The 24,920-nt window shown below is 31.0% G+C and carries 28 protein-coding genes and 1 riboswitch; all 28 genes read right to left on the bottom strand.

Going from position 1 to position 24,920, the window contains the following annotated elements:
- Positions 1-7: 7 nt before the first annotated feature.
- Positions 8-1,099, bottom strand: a complete 1,092-nt coding sequence (gene gcvT / locus AOB58_RS02145) for a glycine cleavage system aminomethyltransferase GcvT (RefSeq protein ID WP_064782889.1) — start codon at positions 1,097-1,099, stop codon at positions 8-10.
- 75 nt (positions 1,100-1,174) lie between these two features.
- Positions 1,175-1,281: riboswitch (glycine riboswitch) on the bottom strand.
- Entirely contained in the window at positions 1,278-1,751 is a 474-nt protein-coding gene (locus AOB58_RS02140; RefSeq protein WP_236593604.1) for a shikimate kinase, read from the bottom strand. Its footprint overlaps the riboswitch before it by 4 nt.
- Before the next feature lie 206 nt (positions 1,752-1,957).
- On the bottom strand, positions 1,958-2,188 hold the full coding sequence (locus AOB58_RS13725; RefSeq protein WP_237283166.1) for a ComGF family competence protein: 231 nt from the start codon (positions 2,186-2,188) through the stop codon (positions 1,958-1,960).
- Positions 2,188-2,670, bottom strand: a complete 483-nt coding sequence (locus AOB58_RS13720; RefSeq protein WP_237283165.1) for a hypothetical protein — start codon at positions 2,668-2,670, stop codon at positions 2,188-2,190. The genes AOB58_RS13725 and AOB58_RS13720 overlap by 1 nt, the downstream gene beginning before the upstream one ends.
- Positions 2,657-3,103 (bottom strand): competence type IV pilus minor pilin ComGD, encoded by a 447-nt coding sequence (gene comGD, locus AOB58_RS02120; RefSeq protein WP_064782888.1) that lies wholly within the window; start codon positions 3,101-3,103, stop codon positions 2,657-2,659. Before comGD ends, AOB58_RS13720 begins: the two co-directional genes overlap by 14 nt.
- Positions 3,081-3,398 (bottom strand): competence type IV pilus major pilin ComGC, encoded by a 318-nt coding sequence (gene comGC, locus AOB58_RS02115; RefSeq protein ID WP_031265988.1) that lies wholly within the window; start codon positions 3,396-3,398, stop codon positions 3,081-3,083. Before comGC ends, comGD begins: the two co-directional genes overlap by 23 nt.
- A 24-nt stretch (positions 3,399-3,422) precedes the next feature.
- Complete coding sequence (gene comGB, locus AOB58_RS02110; RefSeq protein WP_021339252.1) at positions 3,423-4,490, bottom strand: competence type IV pilus assembly protein ComGB; 1,068 nt, start codon at positions 4,488-4,490, stop codon at positions 3,423-3,425.
- Complete coding sequence (comGA, locus tag AOB58_RS02105; protein WP_021339253.1) at positions 4,462-5,436, bottom strand: competence type IV pilus ATPase ComGA; 975 nt, start codon at positions 5,434-5,436, stop codon at positions 4,462-4,464. Before comGA ends, comGB begins: the two co-directional genes overlap by 29 nt.
- Positions 5,437-5,535: 99 nt before the next feature.
- Positions 5,536-6,159, bottom strand: a complete 624-nt coding sequence (locus tag AOB58_RS02100) for an MBL fold metallo-hydrolase (protein WP_002507502.1) — start codon at positions 6,157-6,159, stop codon at positions 5,536-5,538.
- 1 nt (position 6,160) lies between these two features.
- Entirely contained in the window at positions 6,161-6,484 is a 324-nt protein-coding gene (locus AOB58_RS02095) for an MTH1187 family thiamine-binding protein (protein WP_021339254.1), read from the bottom strand.
- Positions 6,484-7,470 (bottom strand): glucokinase, encoded by a 987-nt coding sequence (locus AOB58_RS02090; protein WP_021339255.1) that lies wholly within the window; start codon positions 7,468-7,470, stop codon positions 6,484-6,486. The genes AOB58_RS02095 and AOB58_RS02090 overlap by 1 nt, the downstream gene beginning before the upstream one ends.
- Positions 7,471-8,059: 589 nt before the next feature.
- Positions 8,060-8,260 (bottom strand): YqgQ family protein, encoded by a 201-nt coding sequence (locus AOB58_RS02085; protein ID WP_002512453.1) that lies wholly within the window; start codon positions 8,258-8,260, stop codon positions 8,060-8,062.
- Positions 8,244-9,701, bottom strand: a complete 1,458-nt coding sequence (locus AOB58_RS02080; protein ID WP_021339256.1) for a rhomboid family protein — start codon at positions 9,699-9,701, stop codon at positions 8,244-8,246. Before AOB58_RS02080 ends, AOB58_RS02085 begins: the two co-directional genes overlap by 17 nt.
- Before the next feature lie 14 nt (positions 9,702-9,715).
- Positions 9,716-10,255, bottom strand: a complete 540-nt coding sequence (locus AOB58_RS02075) for a 5-formyltetrahydrofolate cyclo-ligase (RefSeq protein ID WP_021339257.1) — start codon at positions 10,253-10,255, stop codon at positions 9,716-9,718.
- Between the two features lie 149 nt (positions 10,256-10,404).
- A complete protein-coding gene (gene rpmG, locus AOB58_RS02070) occupies positions 10,405-10,554 on the bottom strand; it encodes a 50S ribosomal protein L33 (protein ID WP_002483181.1) in 150 nt (49 codons plus the stop codon).
- A gap of 130 nt (positions 10,555-10,684) precedes the next feature.
- Positions 10,685-12,736, bottom strand: coding sequence for a peptidoglycan D,D-transpeptidase FtsI family protein (locus AOB58_RS02065; protein WP_064782887.1), 2,052 nt, complete (start codon positions 12,734-12,736; stop codon positions 10,685-10,687).
- Between the two features lie 122 nt (positions 12,737-12,858).
- Positions 12,859-13,458: a superoxide dismutase gene (locus AOB58_RS02060; protein ID WP_002507495.1), complete on the bottom strand. Its 600-nt coding sequence runs from the start codon at positions 13,456-13,458 to the stop codon at positions 12,859-12,861.
- Between the two features lie 450 nt (positions 13,459-13,908).
- A complete protein-coding gene (locus AOB58_RS02055; RefSeq protein WP_002507494.1) occupies positions 13,909-14,322 on the bottom strand; it encodes a Fur family transcriptional regulator in 414 nt (137 codons plus the stop codon).
- Positions 14,312-15,172 (bottom strand): metal ABC transporter permease, encoded by an 861-nt coding sequence (locus tag AOB58_RS02050; RefSeq protein ID WP_021339259.1) that lies wholly within the window; start codon positions 15,170-15,172, stop codon positions 14,312-14,314. The genes AOB58_RS02055 and AOB58_RS02050 overlap by 11 nt, the downstream gene beginning before the upstream one ends.
- Entirely contained in the window at positions 15,169-15,942 is a 774-nt protein-coding gene (locus tag AOB58_RS02045) for a metal ABC transporter ATP-binding protein (protein WP_021339260.1), read from the bottom strand. Before AOB58_RS02045 ends, AOB58_RS02050 begins: the two co-directional genes overlap by 4 nt.
- Positions 15,943-16,062: 120 nt before the next feature.
- Positions 16,063-16,953 (bottom strand): deoxyribonuclease IV, encoded by an 891-nt coding sequence (locus AOB58_RS02040; protein WP_064782886.1) that lies wholly within the window; start codon positions 16,951-16,953, stop codon positions 16,063-16,065.
- Between the two features lie 9 nt (positions 16,954-16,962).
- Positions 16,963-18,303 (bottom strand): DEAD/DEAH box helicase, encoded by a 1,341-nt coding sequence (locus tag AOB58_RS02035; protein WP_021339262.1) that lies wholly within the window; start codon positions 18,301-18,303, stop codon positions 16,963-16,965.
- A 156-nt stretch (positions 18,304-18,459) separates the two neighbouring features.
- Positions 18,460-19,563: a Nif3-like dinuclear metal center hexameric protein gene (locus AOB58_RS02030; RefSeq protein WP_021339263.1), complete on the bottom strand. Its 1,104-nt coding sequence runs from the start codon at positions 19,561-19,563 to the stop codon at positions 18,460-18,462.
- Positions 19,564-20,241 (bottom strand): tRNA (adenine(22)-N(1))-methyltransferase, encoded by a 678-nt coding sequence (locus tag AOB58_RS02025; protein WP_002507488.1) that lies wholly within the window; start codon positions 20,239-20,241, stop codon positions 19,564-19,566.
- Positions 20,242-20,308: 67 nt separating this feature from the next.
- A complete protein-coding gene (gene rpoD / locus AOB58_RS02020) occupies positions 20,309-21,415 on the bottom strand; it encodes an RNA polymerase sigma factor RpoD (protein ID WP_002507487.1) in 1,107 nt (368 codons plus the stop codon).
- 137 nt (positions 21,416-21,552) lie between these two features.
- A complete protein-coding gene (dnaG, locus tag AOB58_RS02015; RefSeq protein ID WP_064782885.1) occupies positions 21,553-23,337 on the bottom strand; it encodes a DNA primase in 1,785 nt (594 codons plus the stop codon).
- 43 nt (positions 23,338-23,380) lie between these two features.
- Complete coding sequence (locus AOB58_RS02010) at positions 23,381-24,205, bottom strand: pyruvate, water dikinase regulatory protein (protein WP_021339264.1); 825 nt, start codon at positions 24,203-24,205, stop codon at positions 23,381-23,383.
- Positions 24,206-24,219: 14 nt separating this feature from the next.
- Positions 24,220-24,843 (bottom strand): transcriptional regulator CcpN, encoded by a 624-nt coding sequence (locus tag AOB58_RS02005; RefSeq protein WP_071561808.1) that lies wholly within the window; start codon positions 24,841-24,843, stop codon positions 24,220-24,222.
- Positions 24,844-24,920: the final 77 nt, after the last annotated feature.

Here is a 24,920-nt window from a genome sequence, read left to right as displayed (position 1 = left end):
CTTTGAATTATTTAGTAATTTGGTTTTTCTTAACAATTTTAGCTTTAAGTTGTCTTTTTCTAACTTGTACAATTACTTCTTTACCCATTTCAAAAGCATCGCGATTGATTAAAGCTAACCCAATTGATTTACCACTCAATGGAGACTGTGTACCAGAAGTGATTTCACCAATTTCATGGCCATCTAAATCATAGACTGTGTAACCAGTTCTTGGAATACCTTTGTCTATCATTTCTAAACCAACAGTTCTGCGTTTAGAACCATTTTCTTTTTGGTCTTTGAGTACGCTTTTACCAATAAAGTCAGATTCAATCAATGGTTTTGCAGCAAATGCAATACCAGCTTCATATGGTGTTATAGACTCAGTCAAATCTTGACCATGCAGTGGCAGTCCAGCTTCAAGTCTTAATGTATCTCTTGCACCTAGTCCACAAGGTTGTACATTAAATTCAAGAATTTTTTCCCATAAGTAAGGTGTATCTTCTGCATTACAATAAATTTCAAATCCATCTTCACCTGTATAACCTGACTGTGAAAGGATTACATTCTTTCCAAAGAATTCAACGTTTTGTTTAAAATCAAAAGGCTTCATTTCTGCTACGTCAACGTTAACATGTTGTTTAACTAAATCACGTGCTTTCGGACCTTGAACTGCTAATTGACCATAATCATTTGAAGCATTAATTACTTCTGCATCAAAATTTTTGGCATGTTCTTTCATCCATTCAAAATCTTTATCTGTATTTCCAGCATTTACTACTAATAAATAAACTTTTTCATCTAATTTGTAAGTAATTAAATCATCAATAATTCCACCATTTTCATTACATAGCGCAGTATATTGAGCTTTAGTAGTAGTTAAGTTTTCAATATCATTTGAAAGAAGATATTGTACTAATTCATCTGCTTCAGAACCTTTAATAATAATTTCTCCCATATGGCTTACATCAAACAAGCCAATGTCAGTTCTTACGGCATTATGTTCTTCTTTTATACTTGAAAACTGAACTGGCATTGCCCAGCCACCAAATTCCACAATTTTAGCCCCGCTATCAACAAAATTTTGATAAAGCGGTGTATGTTTAAGTTCGTTAGACATGAAGAAACCTCCTAAAAATTTTATAAAAAAAAACAGAGTAGACTAAGCTACCCTGTTTATGATACTCCAGGAATGCGTCACAGTATTATCCTTTTGCCTGAGAGTTTCGTTGAACTTGCACCTTCGGCGATGGTCTAATGTTATATATAATATAACCTACCATTCTCTCTAATACTGGTCATTCGCATGTTAGCTCTTTCATGATTTCTTTGTGTAAATCTGAAAGAGGATTACTACTATTTACTTTTTTGAATGCGATTTCATTATATCTTGAAACCCTAGATGAATACAAGCTTTTTAAATCAAAAAGTGATTTATTATTAGCATTCGGTCTATTATTATCATTCTTAATTCTATTGTAAACAATTGTCAAATCACAATCTAACCAGATAATTTTAGTTTGTTGCTTTAACAAGGCATATGACTTCTCGCCTTCTATAATGCCACCACCAGTAGAAATGATATCAAAACGATCAATACACTCTGTTAAATATTTATATTCTAGTGATCGAAAACCACTTTCACCTAGTTGCTCAAAAATATCAGGGATTGTATTGTTCTCTTGTTGAACGATATAGGCATCTAAATCGACATAAGAGAGGTGATTAGCTTTAGCAAGATATTTACCTAAAGTTGTTTTGCCAGTCCCCATAAATCCTATAAGAATAATTGGCTCTAAAATGTTATTTTTCAAAAATATCTTCCTTTTTTATAAATAAGTTGATTTGTTTTTCATAATAAGATTCAATATTATCTAACGTTTTTAGCTGAGCGCTAAATTGGAACGTGTAGTTTGTTATTAAAGATAAATATAGCACAAATATGACCATCACAAAAGGATATATATAGCCAGATATATTAAAATTGAATTTGTTTTTCAAATGTCTTATCCTTATCAAAAATTTTTAAGTTAACAAGTAAAGATTTATTTTTTAGAATTCGAAATTTTATAGCCTTTACGTTATTAAGTAATGTGATATTTCCCTTCCCATTAATAGACTTAACAATTTTATTATTTTTAAAGCTATAAGATATAAGTTTATTTTTGTCTTTAATAGAAAGTTGAGTTCCTTTAGATTTATCTATCATTATATCCCCTTGTTATTCATTAAATCTTGCGTTAAATCTCTCGCAAAAAATTCACTTTCTATATTTAGATGATCATTTGCTAGAACACTTAAGGCTGTAGTTGATTTGAATAATGAAGGAATTATAGTTAGTAACAATACAGTTATCATTAATGCAAAAAGCACTTCGATATAAGTGAAAGCTTTAATCTTTTTATAATAGCAAATTCCATTTTTTGTTTCCCTTTTTATTATACAAATTTTATTTTCTTTAAGAGTTAAACTATATTCATCCAAAATCAAACCTCTTTTCAATTCAGGTTCACTGTAATTATGCAATGAAAGTAATAGGATTCTTTTCAATTCAATTTCTGATAACTTTTCTTTTGTAGCTTGATTTAATTGTAATAGCATTGGTAAAAACACTAAACAGATAGTAGTGATGATTGAGAAAGAAATAATAGCATCTAAAAATAAAGAAGCCGTGACATTATATTTTTTCAAATCTCATCCTTCCTTTTTCAATATGGAAAATGATTTTATATAGTCGACCGTTTGTAGATAGGTAAAGTGTTCCGAATTTATTAGTATCACCATTTTTATCAAAAGTTAAATAATTTATATTTGTTCTCGGATGAATATAAGTATTTTTAGTTAATTTTATATGAGGATTTTCATGTTGGGGTTCTCTAACAATAATTTTCGAGGAAAAAGTATTGAATATTAAAGTAATTGGTTTATTATCTTTAATTGCTTTCGATTTTAAAAAATTAAATTGCATAATTAGATTAGTCATAGAGTGATTATTTGATTGGGCTGCGGAATTATTTATAGAGATATATCTTACTTGTAAAAATAATAATAAACTTATTATACCTAAAACCATTAACATTTCTATATAAGTAAAAGCTTTATTAGTTAGCAACTGCTTCACCATTATTTATTGAAATTGTCGAACCAGTTTTACATCGCTTTTGACTTTCGTTAATATATCCTTCTGAGACGAGTTCATCGATTGATGTTGGCTTTTTATTATATTTTAATGAATAAGCTTCAATTTGACTGTTTATCATTTTTATTTGAGCTTCACAACCAGCAGTTTGTATATGTGATGATTGTTTTGCAATGTTAGGTATGATTAAAATAAGCAATAAACTTATGATTAATAAAACAAGCAACATTTCTATAAGTGTAAATGCTTCTTTATTAAATAGTTTTTTTAAGTTTTTCAAAAAATGCATAGGCTCCTTTCCTTTTCATTTAATTGTTTGCATTAAATCAAACATTGGTAACATAATAACGAGATATAAAGATACGATGAGAAAAGCTAATAATGTGAAAATACAAGGTTGAATGAATTTTATGAGGAGTTGTAAATAACGTTCTATTTGTGCAATGACTATCTCACTATATAATTTCAATTCTATTTCAACTCTACCTTTTTTCTCGCCTTCTTCTATAAATTCTGTTAATTCTTTTTCAAAACATGCGATGTTAGTTAAAATTTCACTGAGTGTTAATCCATTTTGTGTTCCAAGTGTTATGCGATCAGCTAAAAAATTTAGATATTTATCATTGCGTTGTTCAGCATAAATTTGCACTATTTTTTGCAAATTCACGCCATTTTTATAAAATAAAGAGAATTCAGAAGCAATTCGATACGTTTTATAAAGTTTGAAAAATTTACGTATGATAGGCAATGCTAAAACAAGCTTATGTTTATGCTGTATTGATAAAGTATTGTAATAAAGGATAAATGCTATTGTAGTAATGAACAGTAATATAATAAGGTAAGATATGAAAGTAGGAAAACAGAGAATACATGTTGACAAAAATTGTTGTAAAGTCGATATTTGGACATCCATATTGTTATATAAATTTTGAAATTCTGGAATAATCGTATGATTTAAAACGATCAACATAGTTATGAATAACGTTAATAATAATAATGGATATTGAAGTGTTTTTAATAAGGCTTTTTTAGCATTATAATTTCTCAATAAATAATCATGTGCATGGGCTAAACTCACAGGTAAATCACTAAATAGCTCTGAGAAATAAATAAGCATCACAACAGGTTGTGGATATTTTAATATTCGAAGGATTTGATGACAGTTTGCACCATTTTTTAATTCTTCTTCAATTAATGCAGTTACTTTAGATGATTTAACTTTAATATGTTTTAATAAAAACCTAAAGGCTTCAGAAAGTGTAAATCCATGTTCTAGTAAATCTTTCAATCTTATTAAAAGTTCTATTTGATTTTTTTCTGCTATTATCTTTTGTTTGGGTATTTTAAATATAGCGATCAACAGTTTCTTCACAAATAACACCTGCTTTAGACATTTGCTTTAAATGAAAGGATAAATTATGAAAATGGTTTGGTAATGTGTAATCATTATTTAAAAAATAACTTATATCGTGTTGTAGTAACTGTTCATAAATTAATTTTCTTTCACTGTTATATATTGTGATTAGTCTTTGGTTTAACACACTCAAAATAGATTGGTTAATTTCTTGTTTTGTTATGCCCATTTCTAATAATCTTAATAACGCGCCCTTACAATTGTTAGCATGTATTGTAGTTAATACTAAGTGACCACTTAAACTTGCTTGTATAACGTATTTTGCTATCGTAGGATCTCTAACTTCTCCAATAAGTATAATGTCTGGATCACACCTTAGTATTGCCTTAAAAGAACTCTCATAATTAATACCTGCCTTTTCATTGATAGAAACTTGAGTAACGCCCTCAACTAATTGTTCCACCGGATCTTCTACAGTTATGATATTTAAACCTAACTTTTCCTTTGCATACATAACCATTTGATACATTAAAGTACTTTTACCAGATCCAGTTGGACCGCTAAATAGTATTAAACCTTGCTTTTTATTCATTAATGTATACAGTTTTTCAATATCATGAGTGATATTTTGCTTTTGAAAATATTGAGGAATGATTCTTACAACACAACTTTCATTACCGAGAGACAATGGTAACGTAGAGATTCTTAAATAAAATATTTGTTTTAGTTTATATATGTATCTTCCACTTTGTGCCGAATTATGTTTTGATACATCTAATCCAGCTTGATATTTCATATAAGTAAGCAGCTTTCTATAAACATGTGTCCGAATTGATTCAATAAAAGTTAAATCATCCTGAATTCTAAATTTGATATACACTTCCTTTTCAGAAGGTATAAAGTGTATATCAGTAGCATTTCTCTGAATTGCTTTCTCAATTATGTTGTTAAATAATAGCTTCAAAAAAACACCTCCTACTTATAAACACGTAGGAGGTGATAGAATTACTTTACCTATTTTATTTTCAATCGTTTTTATAATTTGAATTGACGTGACGATATATTAACCGTGTAAATAAGGATTTAATTGCTCATCCTCTACTGTAGTGTGCGGCCCATGACCCGGGAATAGTGGTAAATCAGCGTCTAATTTGAACAATTTATCTAATATTGAATTAACCAAAGTTTCATAATCACCTTTATATAAATCAGTTCTGCCTATACCTTGATTAAATAATGTATCACCAACAACTGCAAATTCATTAAAGACGAATGATAAACTACCTGGAGAATGTCCTGGCGTGTGAAGCACTTCGAAATTAAAGTCAGCAATTTGTGCTTTACCCTCTTTAAGTTCTGTTGGTGTCGCTTTACTTTTTATAATTGGCATGCCGTATTGTTTGAATTTTTCAGAACCATTTTTTTCTGTATTTGTTAAAAAATCAAATTCTGATTTATGCATATAAACTGGCACATCATATTTTTTTATAATATCATCTAAAGCACCAATATGATCAAAATGTGCATGTGTTAACAATACCGCTTTTAGTGATTTATTAATTTGATTTAGTTTTTTAATAATTAACTCGCTATCACTAGCAGGATCTACTAAAATGACTTGCTTATCATTTTCAATAAAATATGTGTTAGTATCAACTAAACCTAAGCTTAAACTCGAAATCCTCACCCTAGTTGCCTCCATTTTCCAAATGATTTTGGACAGCTTTTACCTTATCATTCATTTTGCGAGATTTATCACGACGATCATCAATCCTTATATTCGTACAGACACGGTCTAAACCTTTATCAAAAGGTAATTCATGAATTACTTGAACAACCTCTAATAGATCTTTTAAGTCACCTTCGATTAATGTGTTCATAGGTGTCAATTGATAATCTATTTTGCCTTGTGCTTTATATTCTTTTAATTTTGTTTGTATTTCTGCAATATATTTACTAACACTCGGACCATCTGTACCAACTGGTATAACAACTACATCAACAATAGCCATTATTTAACACCATCCTTTTCAATTATATAAGTATAAATTAACCCGGCTGCTCCGGTAATGCCAGCATCATTTCCAAGTTGTGCTTGAACTATTTCTGTACCTTGTTGTGCTGGTGTAAATGTTAAATTATGATACTCTGTTTTAATATTTTCAATTAATATCAAACCAGCTGTAGACATGCCTCCACCTAAAACAATATATTTAGGGTTACTTGTAACGCTAATAATACTACATAAGTAGGCAATATAATTTGCTACACGTTCCGTAATGAAAATACAAAATTGATCTCCAGCCTTAGCCGCATCGAATACTGCTTTTGCACTTACTTCATTATCTTTAATTAACTGCAAAATTGATGATTTAAAAGTTAATTTAGGATAATAAAAATTGACCAAATTAACTACACCAGTTGCAGACGCTACGGTTTCAATACAACCTGACTTGCCACAATTACAACGGAAACGCTGATCCTGATCTACTCTAAAGTGTCCAATCTCTGCACCAGAACCGTTATGACCGTGAACAATTTCTCCATTAGAAATAATACCGCCACCTAATCCGGTTCCTAGTGTTATAGCCACAACATCATCTGAACCATTTCCAGCGCCTTTATGTTTTTCACCTAAGGCTGCAACGTTCGCATCATTATCAACGTATACTGGACAATCTACAAACTGTTGGAATATATGTCGCACATTAACACTTTCAGTCCAATATAAATTAACTGCTCCATTTACTTCACCCGTTTCGAAATTCACGGGACCTGGGACACCTATGCCGACACCAAGGACGTTTGAAAAAGTATATTCAGATTCATCTATGTAATTTACGAAAGAATCATAAACCTTTTTTAATAGTAAATAGCCAGTAGCATCAGACGTATCTGTATCAATTGACCATTTTGCTAAACGATCAAGTTTTTCGTCAAAAGCACCTAATTTACATGTTGTTCCACCAATATCTGCTGCTAATATGATTTTATTCATTAATTTATTCATCCTTCTCTGTTTTTTTGAAATGGTATGCTATCTTTCACTGTAGTTCAAAAACGCTTATATATCAAGGGGTTTGGAGATTTTACATCAATAAGTACTTCATATTTTTTTAGTGTTTTTAAAATAATACGTCCTTTTTACCCTTAAAATATTACTAGATATTTCCTTATGTACATTTTAATCTTAATCAATTATCAATTGCAATTATAATGAACAATAAACCCCTGTTTATCTAGTTAGGACTTTACTAATATTTATCTAATTTCATAAAATCTGATTATAATTTTATATTGTGGTGACTTATAAATAGAAAAAGGCAACACACATACGTGCATCATCCAATTAAGCCCGTTAAAAAAACCGTGGCATTATTCTTAAATTATATACGTAATAACCATCGAACCTACCTAAGTTAGCGATGGTTATTTTACTAAACTAATGGTTTATAACACAACCATCAGCATTTCATAATCAATCATGCTAGCCCTTTCTAGGCGTATGATCTAGCATGAAATTTTGGTCTTTTTAATCCTCAAAATAAATTTCCCCCTGTAAACACAAATGTTATAAGGGGGAAATTTTATTTATTCATTCTTCTTTGATTAATAATTAATATACATTTCAAATATTCATCATTTGTTAATAATTTATAATCGTATAATGATTTTATTTCTTGTTCCATCATTTCATACATATCATTTTTGTCTTTAAAATATATAATAAAACCAAACTTTTTTAAAAGCTGAAGTACATCATAAAAATTATTAATCTTTTGGTTCACTATTATCGCTCAATTCTTTATTTAAATTAATATAATCATTATTGCTAGGGTCTGCCTTTAACGCAGCTTTTATATATTTTTTTGCTTTATCATCATCTTCAAGAGACCTACTTGCAATCGCTAGTTGATAATTTAATAGACCAGAGTCAGGAAAATACCTTAAGCCCCTTTCCCAACTTGCTACACCTTCAGATTTTGAGTTTAAGGTTGCATTAATTAGTCCATGCAGATAATATGTTTCATCATCTGCATAGTTCTTATCTATCGTATCTTCAACCATGTCTTTAGCCTCATTATATTGACCTTGCTTCATTTCATTTGAAATAATTGTATTATATATATTATCTTCATTAATCGTGAAAATACGAATTTGTGCTGCAATAAATAATACAAGCATTAGAATTAATAAGAACCAAAATCTGTTTTTATTCGCTTTAAAATAATAGCCGATTAATGTAATTAATAGACCACCTACAAAGCCACCAATATGTGCGACAATGTTAATATTTTGCATAAATAAGGATAATCCTATCATTATTACAAGAACAATTAGTAACTGACCAATAAGTTTACGATTAAACTGTTTACCTACATACATAAATCCAAATATTGCACCAATCAAACCGAATATTGCACCACTTGCACCTGCAGAAACAGTGTCAATATTGAATGACAATGATGCAAAATTACCAAATAATCCAGCAACAATGTAGATGACAAGCATTCGCCAATGACCTACGATTGATTCCACAATTTTACCAAAAATGAACAAACTCAGCATATTCATTAAAATATGTTCAAAATCGTAATGTAAAAATATAGATGAAATCAATCTATACCATTCACCATGCACAACATTAAAGTGCACAAGCCCTCCTACATCTAACATTTTCAAATCTGAAAATCGATTTAAAAACAGCACCATTGCAAGCCAGATGATAATGTTGACTGCAATTAATGTGTAGGTTACAGGAGAAAACTTTAACATATGTTTCTCAATGGGATTATTATTTAACGCACGTTGTTTATATTGATATTTTGTAAGTTTAGTATCTCGATTATAAATTTTCTTCATTATGAAATTTGGCATTATTCTTTCAGCGTGACTTGCTTCTCTAATAATTTTCACTTTAAATTTCAGTGGTTGTATTTCATTTAAATTTTCATCAGTAAAAGTTTTATCAGTGAATATATATAATTCATAATTTTTAGGTGAAAAATCTAAAAATGAAACGATATTTTCTTCGTTTTCTTGAATTCTACTTTTAGCAAATCTAACTTCTTGAGTGGAATTAGCACCAAATTCAAAGATAGCAACAGACTGTTTTTTCTTGTTTGCTAACCAAATTTCACTATCATCTTGATTACGATGAACAACATGATAATTAAAATATTTAATCCAAGTGTAGATACACTTCCAATAATGTTTTTCTGTAATCATTTCTGCCTCCATAATTAAGTTGTTGCTATTATTAATTTTTCAACGGGCTGATCATGTGATTCAACCTCAAAGTCACCAAGTTGGAAATCATAAAGCAAACTTATCGTCGGTTGTGTATTTTGACTTAAAAACTTATCAAAATATCCCCCACCGTATCCAATGCGATATCCACTATGATTAAAGACCACTCCAGGAACAATTAATAAATCTAATTGATTTGAAATTTCTGTATCAGCTTCGACATGATTAATACCTTTATCATCTGGTCCGATATGATCAAGACTATCTACATGTTTAAATGCCATTTCTTTACTTTGATAGTTTGTTTCAGGTACAAAAACAGTCTTACCTTCATTAATCATTTGCTCAATGATAGAATATGTATTTACTTCATGTGGCATAGATAATACAATGCCTACACGCTTTGCTGATTTATATTCACTTGTATCAAATAAATGATTTGCAAGATATTGATCTGAAGATTGTTTTTTATCATTTGACATAAAAGATTTCATTAATTCAATTTTATCATGGCGTAACGCTTTTTTACTCATAACATGCACCTTCCCTTTAATTATACTCTTATTATTATAACGTTAATGAATTACAATGTCATTAAACTGCAATTTTAAAAGATTGGTCAATTTAATTTTCATAAAAAAATAACCAGATTCTAATAAAAGAATCTGGTTCAAAATATAAATTATTTTGTTTCACGGTGCATAGTGTGTTTGTTGTCACGAGCACAATGTTTTTTCATTTCTATACGTTCAGGATTAGTACGTTTATTTTTTGTAGTAATGTAGTTTCTTTCTCCACATTCAGTACAAGCTAGAGTTACGTTTACGCGCATGCTAATTCCTCCTTACCTTTTCAAAATACGACCTACTAATCATACCATTTAGTTATAAAATTGAAAAGTATTAATTTTTCAATAAACACCACTATGTCGGTATTTTTAATAAATAGTACCTTAAAATGATTTAATCTTTGTCTTTTTCTTTAAAATAATAATTTATAACATCTTTACCTAAATCTCCGCCGTTTAACCAAGGTTCAGGTACAGGTTGGTTGGTATATACGATTGAAAATGCTAATTGTGGATTTTCAATTGGTGCATAGCCAACATATGTTGCATTTACTTTAGGATCGCCATCTTGGAATACTTCTGCTGTTCCTGTTTTACCTGCAGAAGGCACTTCAGTATCATTAAAGCTTTCATATCCTGTTCCTTCTTCTTCATTAAAGGCCATTTCAAATCCTTCTTGCACTTGGTTAACTTCCTCTTCAGTGTTATTAACCTTATTAAGTACATCACCTTTGAATTTCTCTTTTACTGGACCAAGAGTGTCTTTATTAGTAGCATCTCTTACTTCCAAACCGATATGCGGTTGTACTCTATAGCCATCATTAGCAATGGTAGAAACGTATTGTGATAATTGTAACGGTGTATATGTGTCGTACTGACCAATTGCTAAATCTAAAAAGTTACCTGGATTATCAGTTAATGGTTCAATTTGTCCACTTGTCTCATTAGGTAAATCAATACCTGTTTTAACGCCTAATCCAACTTGGTTTAAACCTTTACGTAATTTTTGACCTGCTTCTGAAATATCTGATGGCAATGTCATATTTGGTGTATAAGCAGATCCAGCGATTTTCAATGCTGTTTTAAACATATAAACGTTAGAAGAATGCATCAATGCTTCTTTATCATCAATAGTCACTTTACCATCTTTATTAAAATAAGAACTTTTCTTAAGTCCGCCAGCAAATTCTAATGGTTGGTCGACCATCTCATCGCCTACATCAATTGCATCGTTTTGGTATCCGGCTAACAGTGTACCACCTTTTATAGAAGAACCTACTGCATATTGTGAAGTAAATGTACCGATATCATAATCTGTTAAATCGCCATTCTTATCAATTTGTTTACCTGCCATTGCTAAGATATCGCCATTGTTTGGATTTTGGACTACAATCATTGCATTATCCATATCTTTAGCACCTTCACTGCGCAATTTGTCAATTTGTTTTTCTAGATACTCTTCAGTTTTTTTCTGGAGTTCTATATCAATACTAAGAACTAAATCATCACCACGTGAGCCTGGATTTATAACTTTCGAGTCAATAACATCTCCAGATTTATCTGTAGTATATTTCATTTCTTTCTTCTTACCTTTTAGAATGTCATCATATTGATATTCTAAATAAGATTTACCTACTCGATCATTACGTGAATACCCTTTAGATAAATACTTTTCTGTTAATTCTTTTGGTATGCCTTCTTCACTTGTAGAAACGTCACCAAATATACCTCTCAAGGTATCATCATATGGGTATTTTCTATCCCAATCCATTGTAGTATTGACTCCTGGCAATTCTGATAATTTTTGAGATACTGCTGCATATTCTTCGTCACTAACGTCTTCGTTTTTAATCATTTGTGGATCTAAAGCTGATCCAGACATCATTTCTCTATAAATAGATAGTATCTGCAAATCTTCATCAGTTAATGTATCGGTTTGTTTAGCACCAATCTTTTTATATAATGCTTCATCATAGTCATCTTGAGAAATACTGCCATCTTCTAATAACGCTTGCTCTTCTTTCATCAAATCTTCAGCTTTATTAGGGTGAATTTGAATCCAATAATCTTGCTTATCTCTGTCTGTAATTTTATCTGTATCCATTTCAATTAAGCGAGACAAATCTTTAGCAATTTTTAAAACTTCTGATTGGGATGTTTTTCTGCCTCTTGCATATGTAATCGCCTTTTTAGATGCATTATCAACGAGAACTTTACCATTTCTATCTAAAATTCGGCCTCTTGGCACAGCTTCATTAACAGTTAAATTTTCACTATTTTTAATAAGTTGCTCATAATGAGATCCTTCAGCAATTTGTAAATAACCCAATCTTAAAACAATTACTGCGAAAATGAATACAATAACACCAAAAACAAAACTAATTCTTTTATTCATTGTATTTCTAATCTTTTCATCATTTGATTTTTCTTTTAGTCTTTTTAGCAAAACAACATACCTCTATTCAAAAGTTCTCACTACAAATGATATATGAAATCAGACAATATTTCTATTATTTTAGTTAAAAAAAATGACGACCTTCGAAAAGGCCGTCATAATCTACTGTTTAATTATTTAGCAGCGCTATATAATTCGTCAACTTTTTCCCAATTTACAACGTTCCAGAAAGCACTAATATAGTCTGGACGTTTGTTTTGGTATTTAAGGTAATAAGCATGTTCCCAAACATCTAAGCCTAGGATAGGTGTTTTACCTTCAGTTAATGGGTTATCTTGATTAGGTGTAGTAACGATTTCCAATTTACCATCGTTTACAACTAGCCATGCCCAACCTGAACCGAAACGTGCTGCAGCTTGGTTAGCAAACTCTTCTTTGAATGCATCTAAAGAACCCCATTGTTCTTTAATTTTATCAACAACAGTACCTTTTTCTTCAGAGTTTGGAGTTAATAATTCCCAGAATAATGAATGGTTTAAGTGTCCTCCACCATTATTGCGAACAGCTGTTTGAATGTTTTCTGGTACACTGTCTAAGTTTGCAACAATTTCTTCGATTGATTTAGATTCTAAATCAGTTCCTTCAACTGCTGCGTTTAATTTAGTTACATAAGTGTTATGGTGTTTGTCATGGTGAATCTCCATTGTTTGTTGATCAATGTGTGGTTCCAATGCATCAAAACCATAAGGTAAGTTTGGTAATTCAAAAGCCATAAATAATCATCCTCCTAATTAATCTTAAATAAAGCATAACAAGTTATATTAGTGACAACAATTAATATGCTTGTGGAAGCAATTAATAGTCATAAAATAATATTTGTCATCTTTAGTTCCTTTATTAGTATATCTCAAATCAGACCTATTTAAACATATTTGACGAACTATTTTAAAAATTCAATTTAATTCATACTAATGACCTATGTTTAATTATCTCATTTTTTGTAGAAAGAATTATTTTGTGGTGATTTACAAGTTGTAAAGAAAGGTTTTTGTGTACTTATCTATTATGCAACTTATTCATGCATGTTTACTTAGTACTTAAATAAGTAGTCCATTACATTTATATAAAACAGCTTAACCTGTTAATTTTAAACGTAAAAATAAGCCAAACGTGTTTATGAACGTCGGCTTATTTTATATGTTCTGCGCTTAGTTTAAAAGAACTTAAGCTTTTTGGCATAATTCACAAACACCATAAACCTCTAATTTATGTGTATGAATATCTACTTGTGGTAGAAAAGCTTTAATTTGTTCAATTGGGCAAAAATCAATCACTTTAGTATCACCGCATGATTCGCAAATAAAATGATGATGGTGATGATCTGTACAAGCGATTCTAAATTTCATTTCTCCATCAAGTTCTGTACCTTCCACAATTCCTAAATCTTTAAAAAGGTGTAGGTTTCGATATATTGTATCAAAAGAAATACCAGGATAATTTTCATCCATTTTTTGTTGAATATGTTTTGCATTAATATATTTATCTTCAGCAACAAAAATATCTACCATTTCTCGTCTTTTGTTTGTATATTTATGACCGTTTGCTTTGATTATGTCAATAGCTTCTTCAGTTTTCATTTTTAACAGCCCCTTTTACCGCTCTTATTTTAAATTTCTGATACATCATCGTTATTGCGAGAATAAGCACTAGTAATACTACAATCACACCACCAGGAGAAATGTTCATATAAAACGCTAAGACCAATCCACTGATAACTGACAGTTCTCCAATAACAACACTTAAGATGATTAACTGTTTAAAACCTTTCGTCATGCGCATTGCGATAGCTACAGGTAATGTGATTAATGCACTTACCAATAAGATGCCTACAACACGCATTGAAGCTGATATGACCATAGCCACAATAATTATAAATAGAAACTGTATCCATTTAGGAATGCCAATGACTTTACTGTACTCCTCATCAAATGACAATATAAATAATTCTTTATAAAAAGATAATATAAAGGTAATCACAATGATCACAATAACGATAATAGTAACTAGATCACTTTCAGTTACTGCACTAATCGAACCAAAGAGTAAACCAACAATCTCTTGATTAAAACCATCGGCAAGAGATATAAAAATCGCACTCAGTGCTATACCTGCACTCATAATGATAGGAATCGCAATTTCTTGATAATTACTGTATGAAGTTCTAAGGTTTTCAATTAATAGTGCTCCTATAATAGCAAAAAGAATACCAAACCACATAGGATTTATAAATGTGAAGGCTGGTATAATTGTAATGACAAACATACCAAATGAAATACCACCTAAAGTGACATGACTTAATGCATCAGCAATAAGTGATAACCTTCGTACAACAATAAAAGCACCGATTAATGGTGCAATAAGACCAATAAGTACACCACTAATTAAGGAGTATCGCATGAAATCAAAATTAAGTAATGCTTCTATCATGATGAACAACACTCCCTACTATGCTGGTGATCTACAAATTGGATAGGGTGTCCATATATTTTCGATATTTCAACTTCATCCAGTGATTTAAAATCTTCAGTAGAACCATGAAAATGTAAATGCTTATTCAAACACGCAACTTCAGTAGCTGTATCAGCAACAACACCTATATCATGTGTCACTAAAATTATTGTTACACCTTCATGTTTAAGTGTTTCTAGAGTTTCATAAAATTCACTTACATGCTTGGCATCGATACCACTTGTAGGTTCATCTAATATCAACACTGATGGCTCGCTAATTAATGCTCTAGCTATTAATACACGTTGCTGTTGTCCTCCTGAGAGCTCAGCTATGTTTTTATCTATCAAGTGTTCAATATTCAATCTTTGTAATACTTTTTTCACTTTTCCTTCATCGGTTTTATTAAACCATTGAATCATTTTTTTACGTTTAGTTAGTCCACTAATTACGACCTCTTTAACGCTTGCTGGAAACCCAGCTTTAAAAGCTTGCGCTTTCTGGGAAACATAACTGATTTTTAGCATAGATTGTTTTCCATTGTAATCTTTACCATCAACATAAATTTGTCCTTTTTGTATGGGCAATAATCCAAGTATAATTTTTAGCAAAGTTGATTTACCTGCCCCATTTGGGCCTACGATTGCTAGAAACTCCCCACGATTAATTTTGATATTTATATTTTCAAGTACTTGTTTATTGTCAAAATAATAATCAATATTTTTTAATTCGAATACTGGCGTAGACATGTTTTCACCTCATTTTATACTATACAACGTAGATGTCATTATGTAAATAGTAATCTTTACGACTTATCAAAAAAACGAACACTTTTTATTGATAAAAAGTGTTCGTGCTTTATATTAATTTTATTGATTTAAAAGTTTGTTTTGCAATTCAGGATCAAATTGTTGTTGCTTTAACATTTCAATCTCAAGTTTGTAAGGTGGCTTTTTACTTTTCTTATCTTCCCCTACGAAAGGCGTTTCTAAAATCTTAGGAACGTCTTTAAAACTATCATGATGAACGATGTAATTTAAAGCGTCAAATCCGATATAACCAAAACCAATGTTTTCGTGTCTATCTTTATGAGCACCAATATCGTTTTTACTATCATTCACGTGTACAACTTTAATTCTATCCACACCAACTATTTTATCAAATTCATTTAGTACACCATCAAAATCTTCTTTAACATTGTAACCTGCATCGTGCGTATGGCAAGTGTCAAAACACACTGATAATCTTTCATTATGATTGACGCCATCAATAATTCGAGCTATTTCTTCAAAATTTCTTCCGATTTCTGAACCCTTACCGGCCATTGTTTCTAATGCAATTCTTACATTATTATCATTAGTTAGCACTTCGTTAAGGCCTTCAATAATTTTTTTAATACCTACGTCAGCGCCTTCACCCACGTGTGACCCAGGATGAAGCACAATATCTTTTGCACCCAACGCTTGTGTACGTTCAATTTCACTTTGTAAGAATTCCACACCTAAATCAAAAACATGTGGTTTTATAGTATTAGCAATATTAATAATATATGGCGCATGAACAACAATATTTGAAAGGCCATGTTGTTCCATAATTTCATGACCTTTTTCAATATTTAATTCTTCGATGGGCTTTCTTCTAGTGTTTTGAGGCGCACCTGTGTAAATCATAAAAGTAGATTCGCCTAATTTATATGCTTCTTCTGCTGAACATTCTAACATTTTTTTACCATTCATAGATACATGAGATCCCAATAACATAGTAGTCACCTATCCTTTTTTATTTTTCCTTTGTTGTCGACTTTGTTGTTTGCTATATTGTTTACGCTCTTTTAATTTTAAATCATCTAAATCACGTTTGAATTTCTTTTTATAACCAGGTTTAACTTTTTTCTTATTACTTTTCACTTTATGTTTTAATTCATTTGTTAAATGATCATCTTTATTTCTACGTTTTCGACGGGTATTGTGTGCTTTTACAGCTTTTAATTCACCATCTTTGATGTCGACATTTTCAAATTCATAACCACGTTGTTCAATCAAAGTAACATTTTCTTCTTCATCCGGGCTATATAATGTAATTGCGACACCTTTATATTGGCCGCGTCCAGTACGTCCAACACGATGGGTAAAGAAATCAATATCTCTCGGCACATCAAAGTTAATTACATGACTCACACCATCTATGTCTATACCACGTGAAGCTAAGTCACTCGCTATAACAAATTGGAATTCTAAGTTTCTAACACGTTTCATTTGTTGTTTACGTTCTCTTGGTGTTAAACCACCATGAATCATCCCTAATTTCAAACCAGACGCAGCTAATTGTTTTGCTAATTCGTCTGCACTATCGCGACTATTACAGAAAATAATACATAGATAGGGATTTAAAATATCAATAAGTTTTAAGGTTTTTTCAACTTTCGCTTCACCTTTTGTTGGAATTAAATAGAACTCTATATTCTTTTTATTTTTTTGAGTATTTTCGATTTCAACATACTCGGGATTTTCTAAGTATTTGTTTAAAAATGGGTGCAATGATTTTGGTATAGTGGCACTAAAAACTGCAATATGCGCATTTTCATCTAATCTTGTAGCCACATAATCTACTTCTTCGATTAAACCTAAATCAATCATTAAATCTGCTTCATCAATAACCAAATAAGAAGCTAAATGAACATGTAAATCCCCATTTTTAGCTAAATCATTTATGCGTGTTGGCGTACCAATAACAAGTTGTGGTTGGTTTTTCGCTCTATTACGGTCTTTTTCTATATCTGTACCACCAATAAATAGCTTTACAGAGACTTCGTTTTTAAATTTGGCTAAGTGACTAGCTACATCAAATAATTGTTGTGCTAGCTCTCTTGTAGGGGCTACGATAATTGCTTGTGGTTCTTTATATTCTGTATTGATTGCATTCATTAGTGGTAATAAAAATGCATGTGATTTTCCTGTACCAGTCTGTGATTGACCTATTAAATTTACCTGCTTCATTATTTTTGGAATTACTCGACTTTGTATTTCAGTTGGTTGAGTAAAATTCAAATCCTTCACAGCGTCTAATAGACTTGGTTCTAAATTAAATTTCTCAAATGGGTGATTCGCCATGTCTTGGCCTCCTTAAATCTTCATCTTATCTATTATAAAGCATTAGCTTAAAATTTTGAACTAAATTATTTAATCATATTGCATATCGCATTCATTCGTTGTAAATAATAATAACTCGAACCTACCTGTCATAAGTAAATTCGAGTTATTCACGTATTATATATATTCAAATGGGTCTGTATTTAATTGAGATGCATTTATGTTGAAATCAATTTCTTCATCGTCTAACCATGTAATTAAAAGTTGACGCAACCCATCTTTCATCACATATTCGCTATAATGGTTAATATCTAATAAATTAATACCTGCAATTTTAGCGTCTAAAGCATCATGATACTTAATATCTCCAGTTACAAATATATCTGCGCCTTTTTTAGCTGCAGCATACTCAAAACCAATACCGGAGCCACCAATTACAGCAACCGTTTTAACCTGTGAGTTTAAGTCACCAGTAAATCGAACACTAGGCATATGCAATTGTTTTTTAACGTGCTTCACAAATGAATTTGCTGACATAGATGCTTTAAGTTCACCAATCATACCTAAACCATAATTTGATTCTTTTTCCATTTTTATAAAATCATAGACAGGTGTTTCATATGGATGATGTTGCGTGATTAATTGTTGCGTTAGATCGCGTTGATTGGCTTCTATCATAAATTCTAATTTATACTCTTCAACATGTTCTACAGAACCTAATTCTCCAATATGTGGATTTGCATGACCTACAGGTTTAAATTGTCCGTTACCTGGGCTTTCAAAGAAGCAATATTCATATTCGCCTTCTTGTGCTAATTCTGCTTCACTCAGACGTTTTTTGAAAGTCTCTAAATTTACTTTTGGAATAAATACTTGGACTTTAAAATATGGAATTGTTTCTGGGTTTAAAATATGTTGATTGTGTAATTCGATTTTATTAGCGAGCATCGCATTAACACCTTTTGGATAAACATCTAAATTTGTATGCAAGGCAATTAGATTAATGTTGTTTTGAATTAACTTACGTATGATAGCACCATAGCCATCTTGTTGTGTAATGTTTTTAACCCCTTTAAATATAAGCGGGTGATGACAAACTATTGTATTACATTGATTCGTCATTGCTTCCTCAACTACATCATCAGTACAGTCAAGCGCAGTCAAAACGCCTGTAACTGTAGAAGATGTATCACCAATAAGTAAGCCTACATTATCCCATGATTCAGCCGTATTCAATGGTACATGCTTATTAATAATGCGAAGTAATTGTTCGATATTCATTTATATCACCTCATTAATTAAATTAATTTCATTATTGATTTCATTTAAGCGTTCGGCGTGATGTTGTGGATTTAAATTCTGTTGTATTTTATATAATGCATCGCGTTCGCGTTCCCATTTTTTGAAAAATAAATTATTTTTATTTTTCAATAATTCAGGACCAAATTTTAATGCTTGTGATGATAACGGTTCAACATCTTCTAAATAATCTGCAACAATAATTTCATATATATGACCTTTTTCTTCTAATATATCCTCAGCTATAATATTGTAATTCATTTTCACAAGTTGTTTTCGTATGGCACCAGATTGGATGTTACTTTGCAAAATTAGTCTTGGTTGATTTGTTAATTTTTCAGAACCCTCATCCAGTATTTTAGCAATTAAAGGCCCGCCCATACCACAAATAGTAATCGATGAAATATCATCACTATTTTGTATGACAGATAAACCATCACCGAATCTAACATCAATAACTGAATTTAGTTGTTGATCAATGACATTGCGCTTTGATGCTTCAAACGGTCCTTTGATCACTTCACCAGCAATTGCCTTTTGCGTTAAGTTGTTTTCAATTGCAAAAATTGGTAAATATGCATGGTCCGAACCGATGTCCGCTAGACAATCGCCTTGTATATAAGTACTTACTTTTTTTAATCTTTGATTTAATGTAATCATAAAAAGTTCTCCTCTATGTATATGTAAAAAGCTCTTTTGTACATCGTTGTACAAAAGAGCTAAAAAGTTAGTCCATAAAGTCTTTTAGACGTTTACTTCTGCTTGGGTGTCTTAATTTTCTAAGTGCCTTAGCTTCGATTTGACGAATACGTTCTCTAGTTACACCAAACACTTTACCAACTTCTTCTAATGTACGAGTTCTACCGTCATCTAATCCAAAACGTAAACGTAATACATTTTCTTCACGGTCAGTTAGTGTATCTAATACATCTTCTAACTGTTCTTTTAACAACTCATAAGCTGCATGATCTGATGGGCTTTGGGCTTCTTGGTCTTCTATGAAGTCACCTAAATGACTGTCATCTTCTTCACCAATAGGTGTTTCTAAGGAAACTGGCTCTTGAGCTATTTTCAGTATTTCTCTTACTTTTTCAGGTGGTAAATCCATTTCTTCACCAATTTCTTCTGGTGCTGGATCACGGCCTAAATCTTGTAATAATTGTCTTTGCACACGAATTAATTTATTAATTGTTTCAACCATGTGAACCGGAATACGTATCGTACGTGCTTGGTCAGCAATCGCACGCGTGATAGCTTGACGTATCCACCATGTTGCATATGTTGAGAATTTGAAGCCTTTATTGAAATCGAATTTTTCCACGGCTTTAATAAGTCCCATATTACCTTCTTGTATCAGGTCAAGAAACAGCATACCGCGTCCTACGTATCTTTTGGCTATACTTACTACAAGACGTAGATTTGCTTCAGCTAAACGTGATTTAGCAACTTCATCGCCTTTTTCAATTCTTTTAGCCAATTCAACTTCTTCTTGTGCGTTTAATAAATTTACTCGTCCGATTTCTTTTAAATACATACGGACTGGATCATTTATTTTGACACCTGGAGGTGCACTTAAATCATTTGGATTTAATTTTGAATCTTTGTCTGAACTATCTTTTTCATTAACTAAACTTATATCATTATCTGTTAATTGGTCAAAAAGTTCGTCCATTTGATCAGAATCCATTTCGAAGTTTTGCATTTTTTCAGCAATTTCTTCATGACTCAAGTGTCCTTGCTTTTTACCTTTTTCAATCAATTGTTTTTTTACATCTTCTAAAGTTAGAGATGGGTCGATGGTTTGCTTTTTAACTTTAACTTTATTTCCAGACATGAAAAGGCCTCCCGAATATATAATATCAACTTGATACCAAAATATTTTATAGTCAAAATTTATAAAACTGAATTAAAATAACATTCTAGTATACAGGCTGTTAATCCTATTAATATACACATACATTCATTATTGAATTAATTCATCCTATTTTTATTATGATTTACAATTTTTTCTAAATAATATTTTTGCAATTCTAAATCACCTAACCTCGAAGCCTCCCGTAGCTTATGATTAAGCGATTCTATCGTTTCTTCATTTCTATTAGATGTTAGTGTATTTACATAGTCATCAATTTCATATTCAAATGGTTCTTCATTTATCATATAGTTATCTAATGATATAAATGCTTCCTTAATTTCATTGGAATCAATGTACTGTAAAACGTCACTAATATTAAATGTATCATGCTCAGAGTAAAACTGGTGTAAAACATTAAATATACGCTTAAAATACTCATTTGTAAAGTCTTCTACTTGAAGTAATTTGTGATAATTCAAGAAAGTGTCTTTATCATTCATAAAATGTTTTAATAAAGCACGTTCTGCTTTTTCGTTTTTGTTTAAGTTATTAAATTGTGGGACTGTTGGTAATTGATAGGATTGAGGTTGATAATAATCTTGTTGGTGTCCTACTTCATTATTTAGACTATCCAAGCTAACTTTAAACAATTCCGATACTTCTTGCAATATCTTTTTACGAAGTATTGATGACTTCATGAGTGATATATCATTCGTTATCTCTTTTAAATATCTTTCATAAGATAAATCATTATTGTCTATTTCATCTTGATGTATATGCACTTTATATAAAATATATGATTTCTTTTCATGTTCTACATAATAGTTAAATGCATTGGCGCCGTGTTTACCAATATATTCATCTGGATCCATATCTTTTGGGAGTTGGACCACAAATACATTAAATCCTTGTTCCAATAATGCTTGACCTGATTTTAATGTTGCTTCACTACCTGCAAAGTCACCATCAAACATTAAAGTTACATTAGATGTGAGTTTCTTGATGAAGGCAATATGTTCTTGTGAAATTTGTGTACCCATGCTGGCAACGACTTGTTTGATTCCAGCTTGATCAACTTTAATGACATCCATAAATCCTTCTAATAATATAATTTCATCATTTTTTCTTATCGATTTTCGCGCCTTATCAACATTGTATAACAATCTTCGTTTCTGGAAGATGGGCGTTTCAGGACTATTAAGATATTTGGGCTCTTGATTTGTATATGTTCTACCGGAATACCCTACAGTTCTACCTTGAGCGTTCATCAGTGGAAACATAACTCGATCTCGAAAGCGATCATAGTAACTAAAGTTCTCTTCATTTCTTGACAATAAACCCGCTTCATAGGCTAATTGAATGTCGTACCCTTTCTTTTGTAAAAAATCATGGCAAAAATGAGAATTCTTTGGTGCATAACCAATTTTTCTGGCATCAATTAATGCATCTGTAAAGCCACGTTCTTTTAAATAAGTTAAAGCTGCTTCACCTTCAACTGTTTTCTTCAGTGCATAGTGATAATATTCTTGCATAAGTTCATGCATTTCAATCATTTGCAAATCTTCAGATGCGACTTGGTGTGTATCATCTTGCCCTGAAGCACTTTGGTCAGTTTCAACTTCAATATTTACACGTTCACCTAATTCTTTTACTGCTTCTGTAAAAGATATATCTTTTATTTCTTGAGTAAACTGAAAAACATTACCACCTTTTTTACAACCAAAGCAATGACAAATTTGTTTATCTTCTGACACTGTAAATGACGGTGTTTTTTCATCATGAAAAGGACACAAACCAATGTAATTGCGTCCCCTTTTTTCTAATTTGACATACTCGCTAACTAAGTCGAGTATGTCAGTCTTATCTTTTATTTCATTTATTGTGGATTGTTCTATTCGCAACTTAATCACCTATTAGACATTAATTACAATATTATAGCTTTTTTCATTGATTTTTGAAACTATTTTGCTCAATAATGCTAATAATATCATTTGCAGTTTCTTCTATCGCTTTATCAGAAACATCAATAACCGGACAACCTATCTTATCCACAAGTTCATGGAAGTAATTTAATTCTTCTTCAATACGTTGTTCAGTCGCATATCTTGCACTGTCACCTAAACCGAGTTGTTTCAAACGTTCTTTACGAATACGGTTTAGCTTTTCCTCACTTATTTTTAAGGCAATGCATTTTGATGGGTCAACACTAAATAAGTCGTCTGGTGGGGTTACTTCTGGAACAATAGGTATATTCATCACTTTATAACTTTTATGTGCAAGATATTGTGAAAGTGGGGTTTTGGACGTTCTAGAAATCCCTAGTAATACGATATCTGCTTTTGATAAGCCTTTAGGATCTTTACCATCATCGTATTTTACGGCAAATTCAATTGCATCAATTTTTTTGAAGTAAGCCTCATCTAATTGATGTACTAAACCTGGTTCGAAATAAGGCTGTTCATCAATTTTATCTAAAAGAATATTCATCAATGGTCCCATGATATCTACAGATTTGATTTCATACTCTTTAATTTTTGCTTCCATATATTTTCTTATTTCCGGTTTAACTAGTGTGTAAACAACAATAGCTTCTGTATCTTTAGCTACTTGGATAACTTCATCTACGTTTTCTAAAGCCTCAATATATGGATATCTATTAATTTCACTATCGCATTGATTTGGATTAAATTGTGAAATACATGCTCTTGCAACAAGTTCGGCTGTTTCTCCTACCGAGTCTGATGCGACTATAATTTTTATATTTTCCATAAGTTAAATACCACCTATTCGTTTAATAATGAGACAAAGATTTTTGTAATTGTAGTTTTTGATATACGTCCTTTGACTTCATACTTGCCATTTTCTTTTTTTGTTACGATGGGTAACGAATCAATCTCTTTTTCAATCATTAAATTCGCTGCAAAAACGACTCTTTCATCTTCAAGAATAAAGCTTAAATTCGGCATGCGTGTCATAATAATATTCACAGGCATAGTGTGTATATCCTCACCAATCATAGATGCTCGTAATAAATCCTTACGTGAACAAACACCAATAAAATCTCCATTACTATTGATTACGAATAATGTACTGACATCTTCTAAAAATATTGTACATATTGCATCATAAACTGACATTTCATTTTTGACCACAACAGGATGTGATGCATAATCTTTTACTATATATTGTTTTAATTGATCAGCTAATAATTTATTCTTTGGTTTACCAGAATAATAATAGCCTACACGTGGCCTAGCTTCTAAAATACCGGACATTGTTAAAATGGCTAAGTCAGGTCTTAATGTGGCACGTGTCAAACTAAGTCTTTCTGCTATATGCTCGCCAGTTATAGGACCGTTGTTTTTGACAATTTCAACTATTTGCTGTTGTCTTTTACTTAGTTCTATTGGACTTCACCCCTTCACTCATTCTTCTTAATTATACATGGAATTTTTAATTGCTACAAATACATATAATTACTTGC

The organism is Staphylococcus sp. AntiMn-1, from assembly GCF_001663395.1.
Taxonomy (GTDB): domain Bacteria; phylum Bacillota; class Bacilli; order Staphylococcales; family Staphylococcaceae; genus Staphylococcus; species Staphylococcus equorum.
Note: the sequence above shows the minus strand (reverse complement) of the source record. Positions and strands in the feature narration are given on the sequence as shown.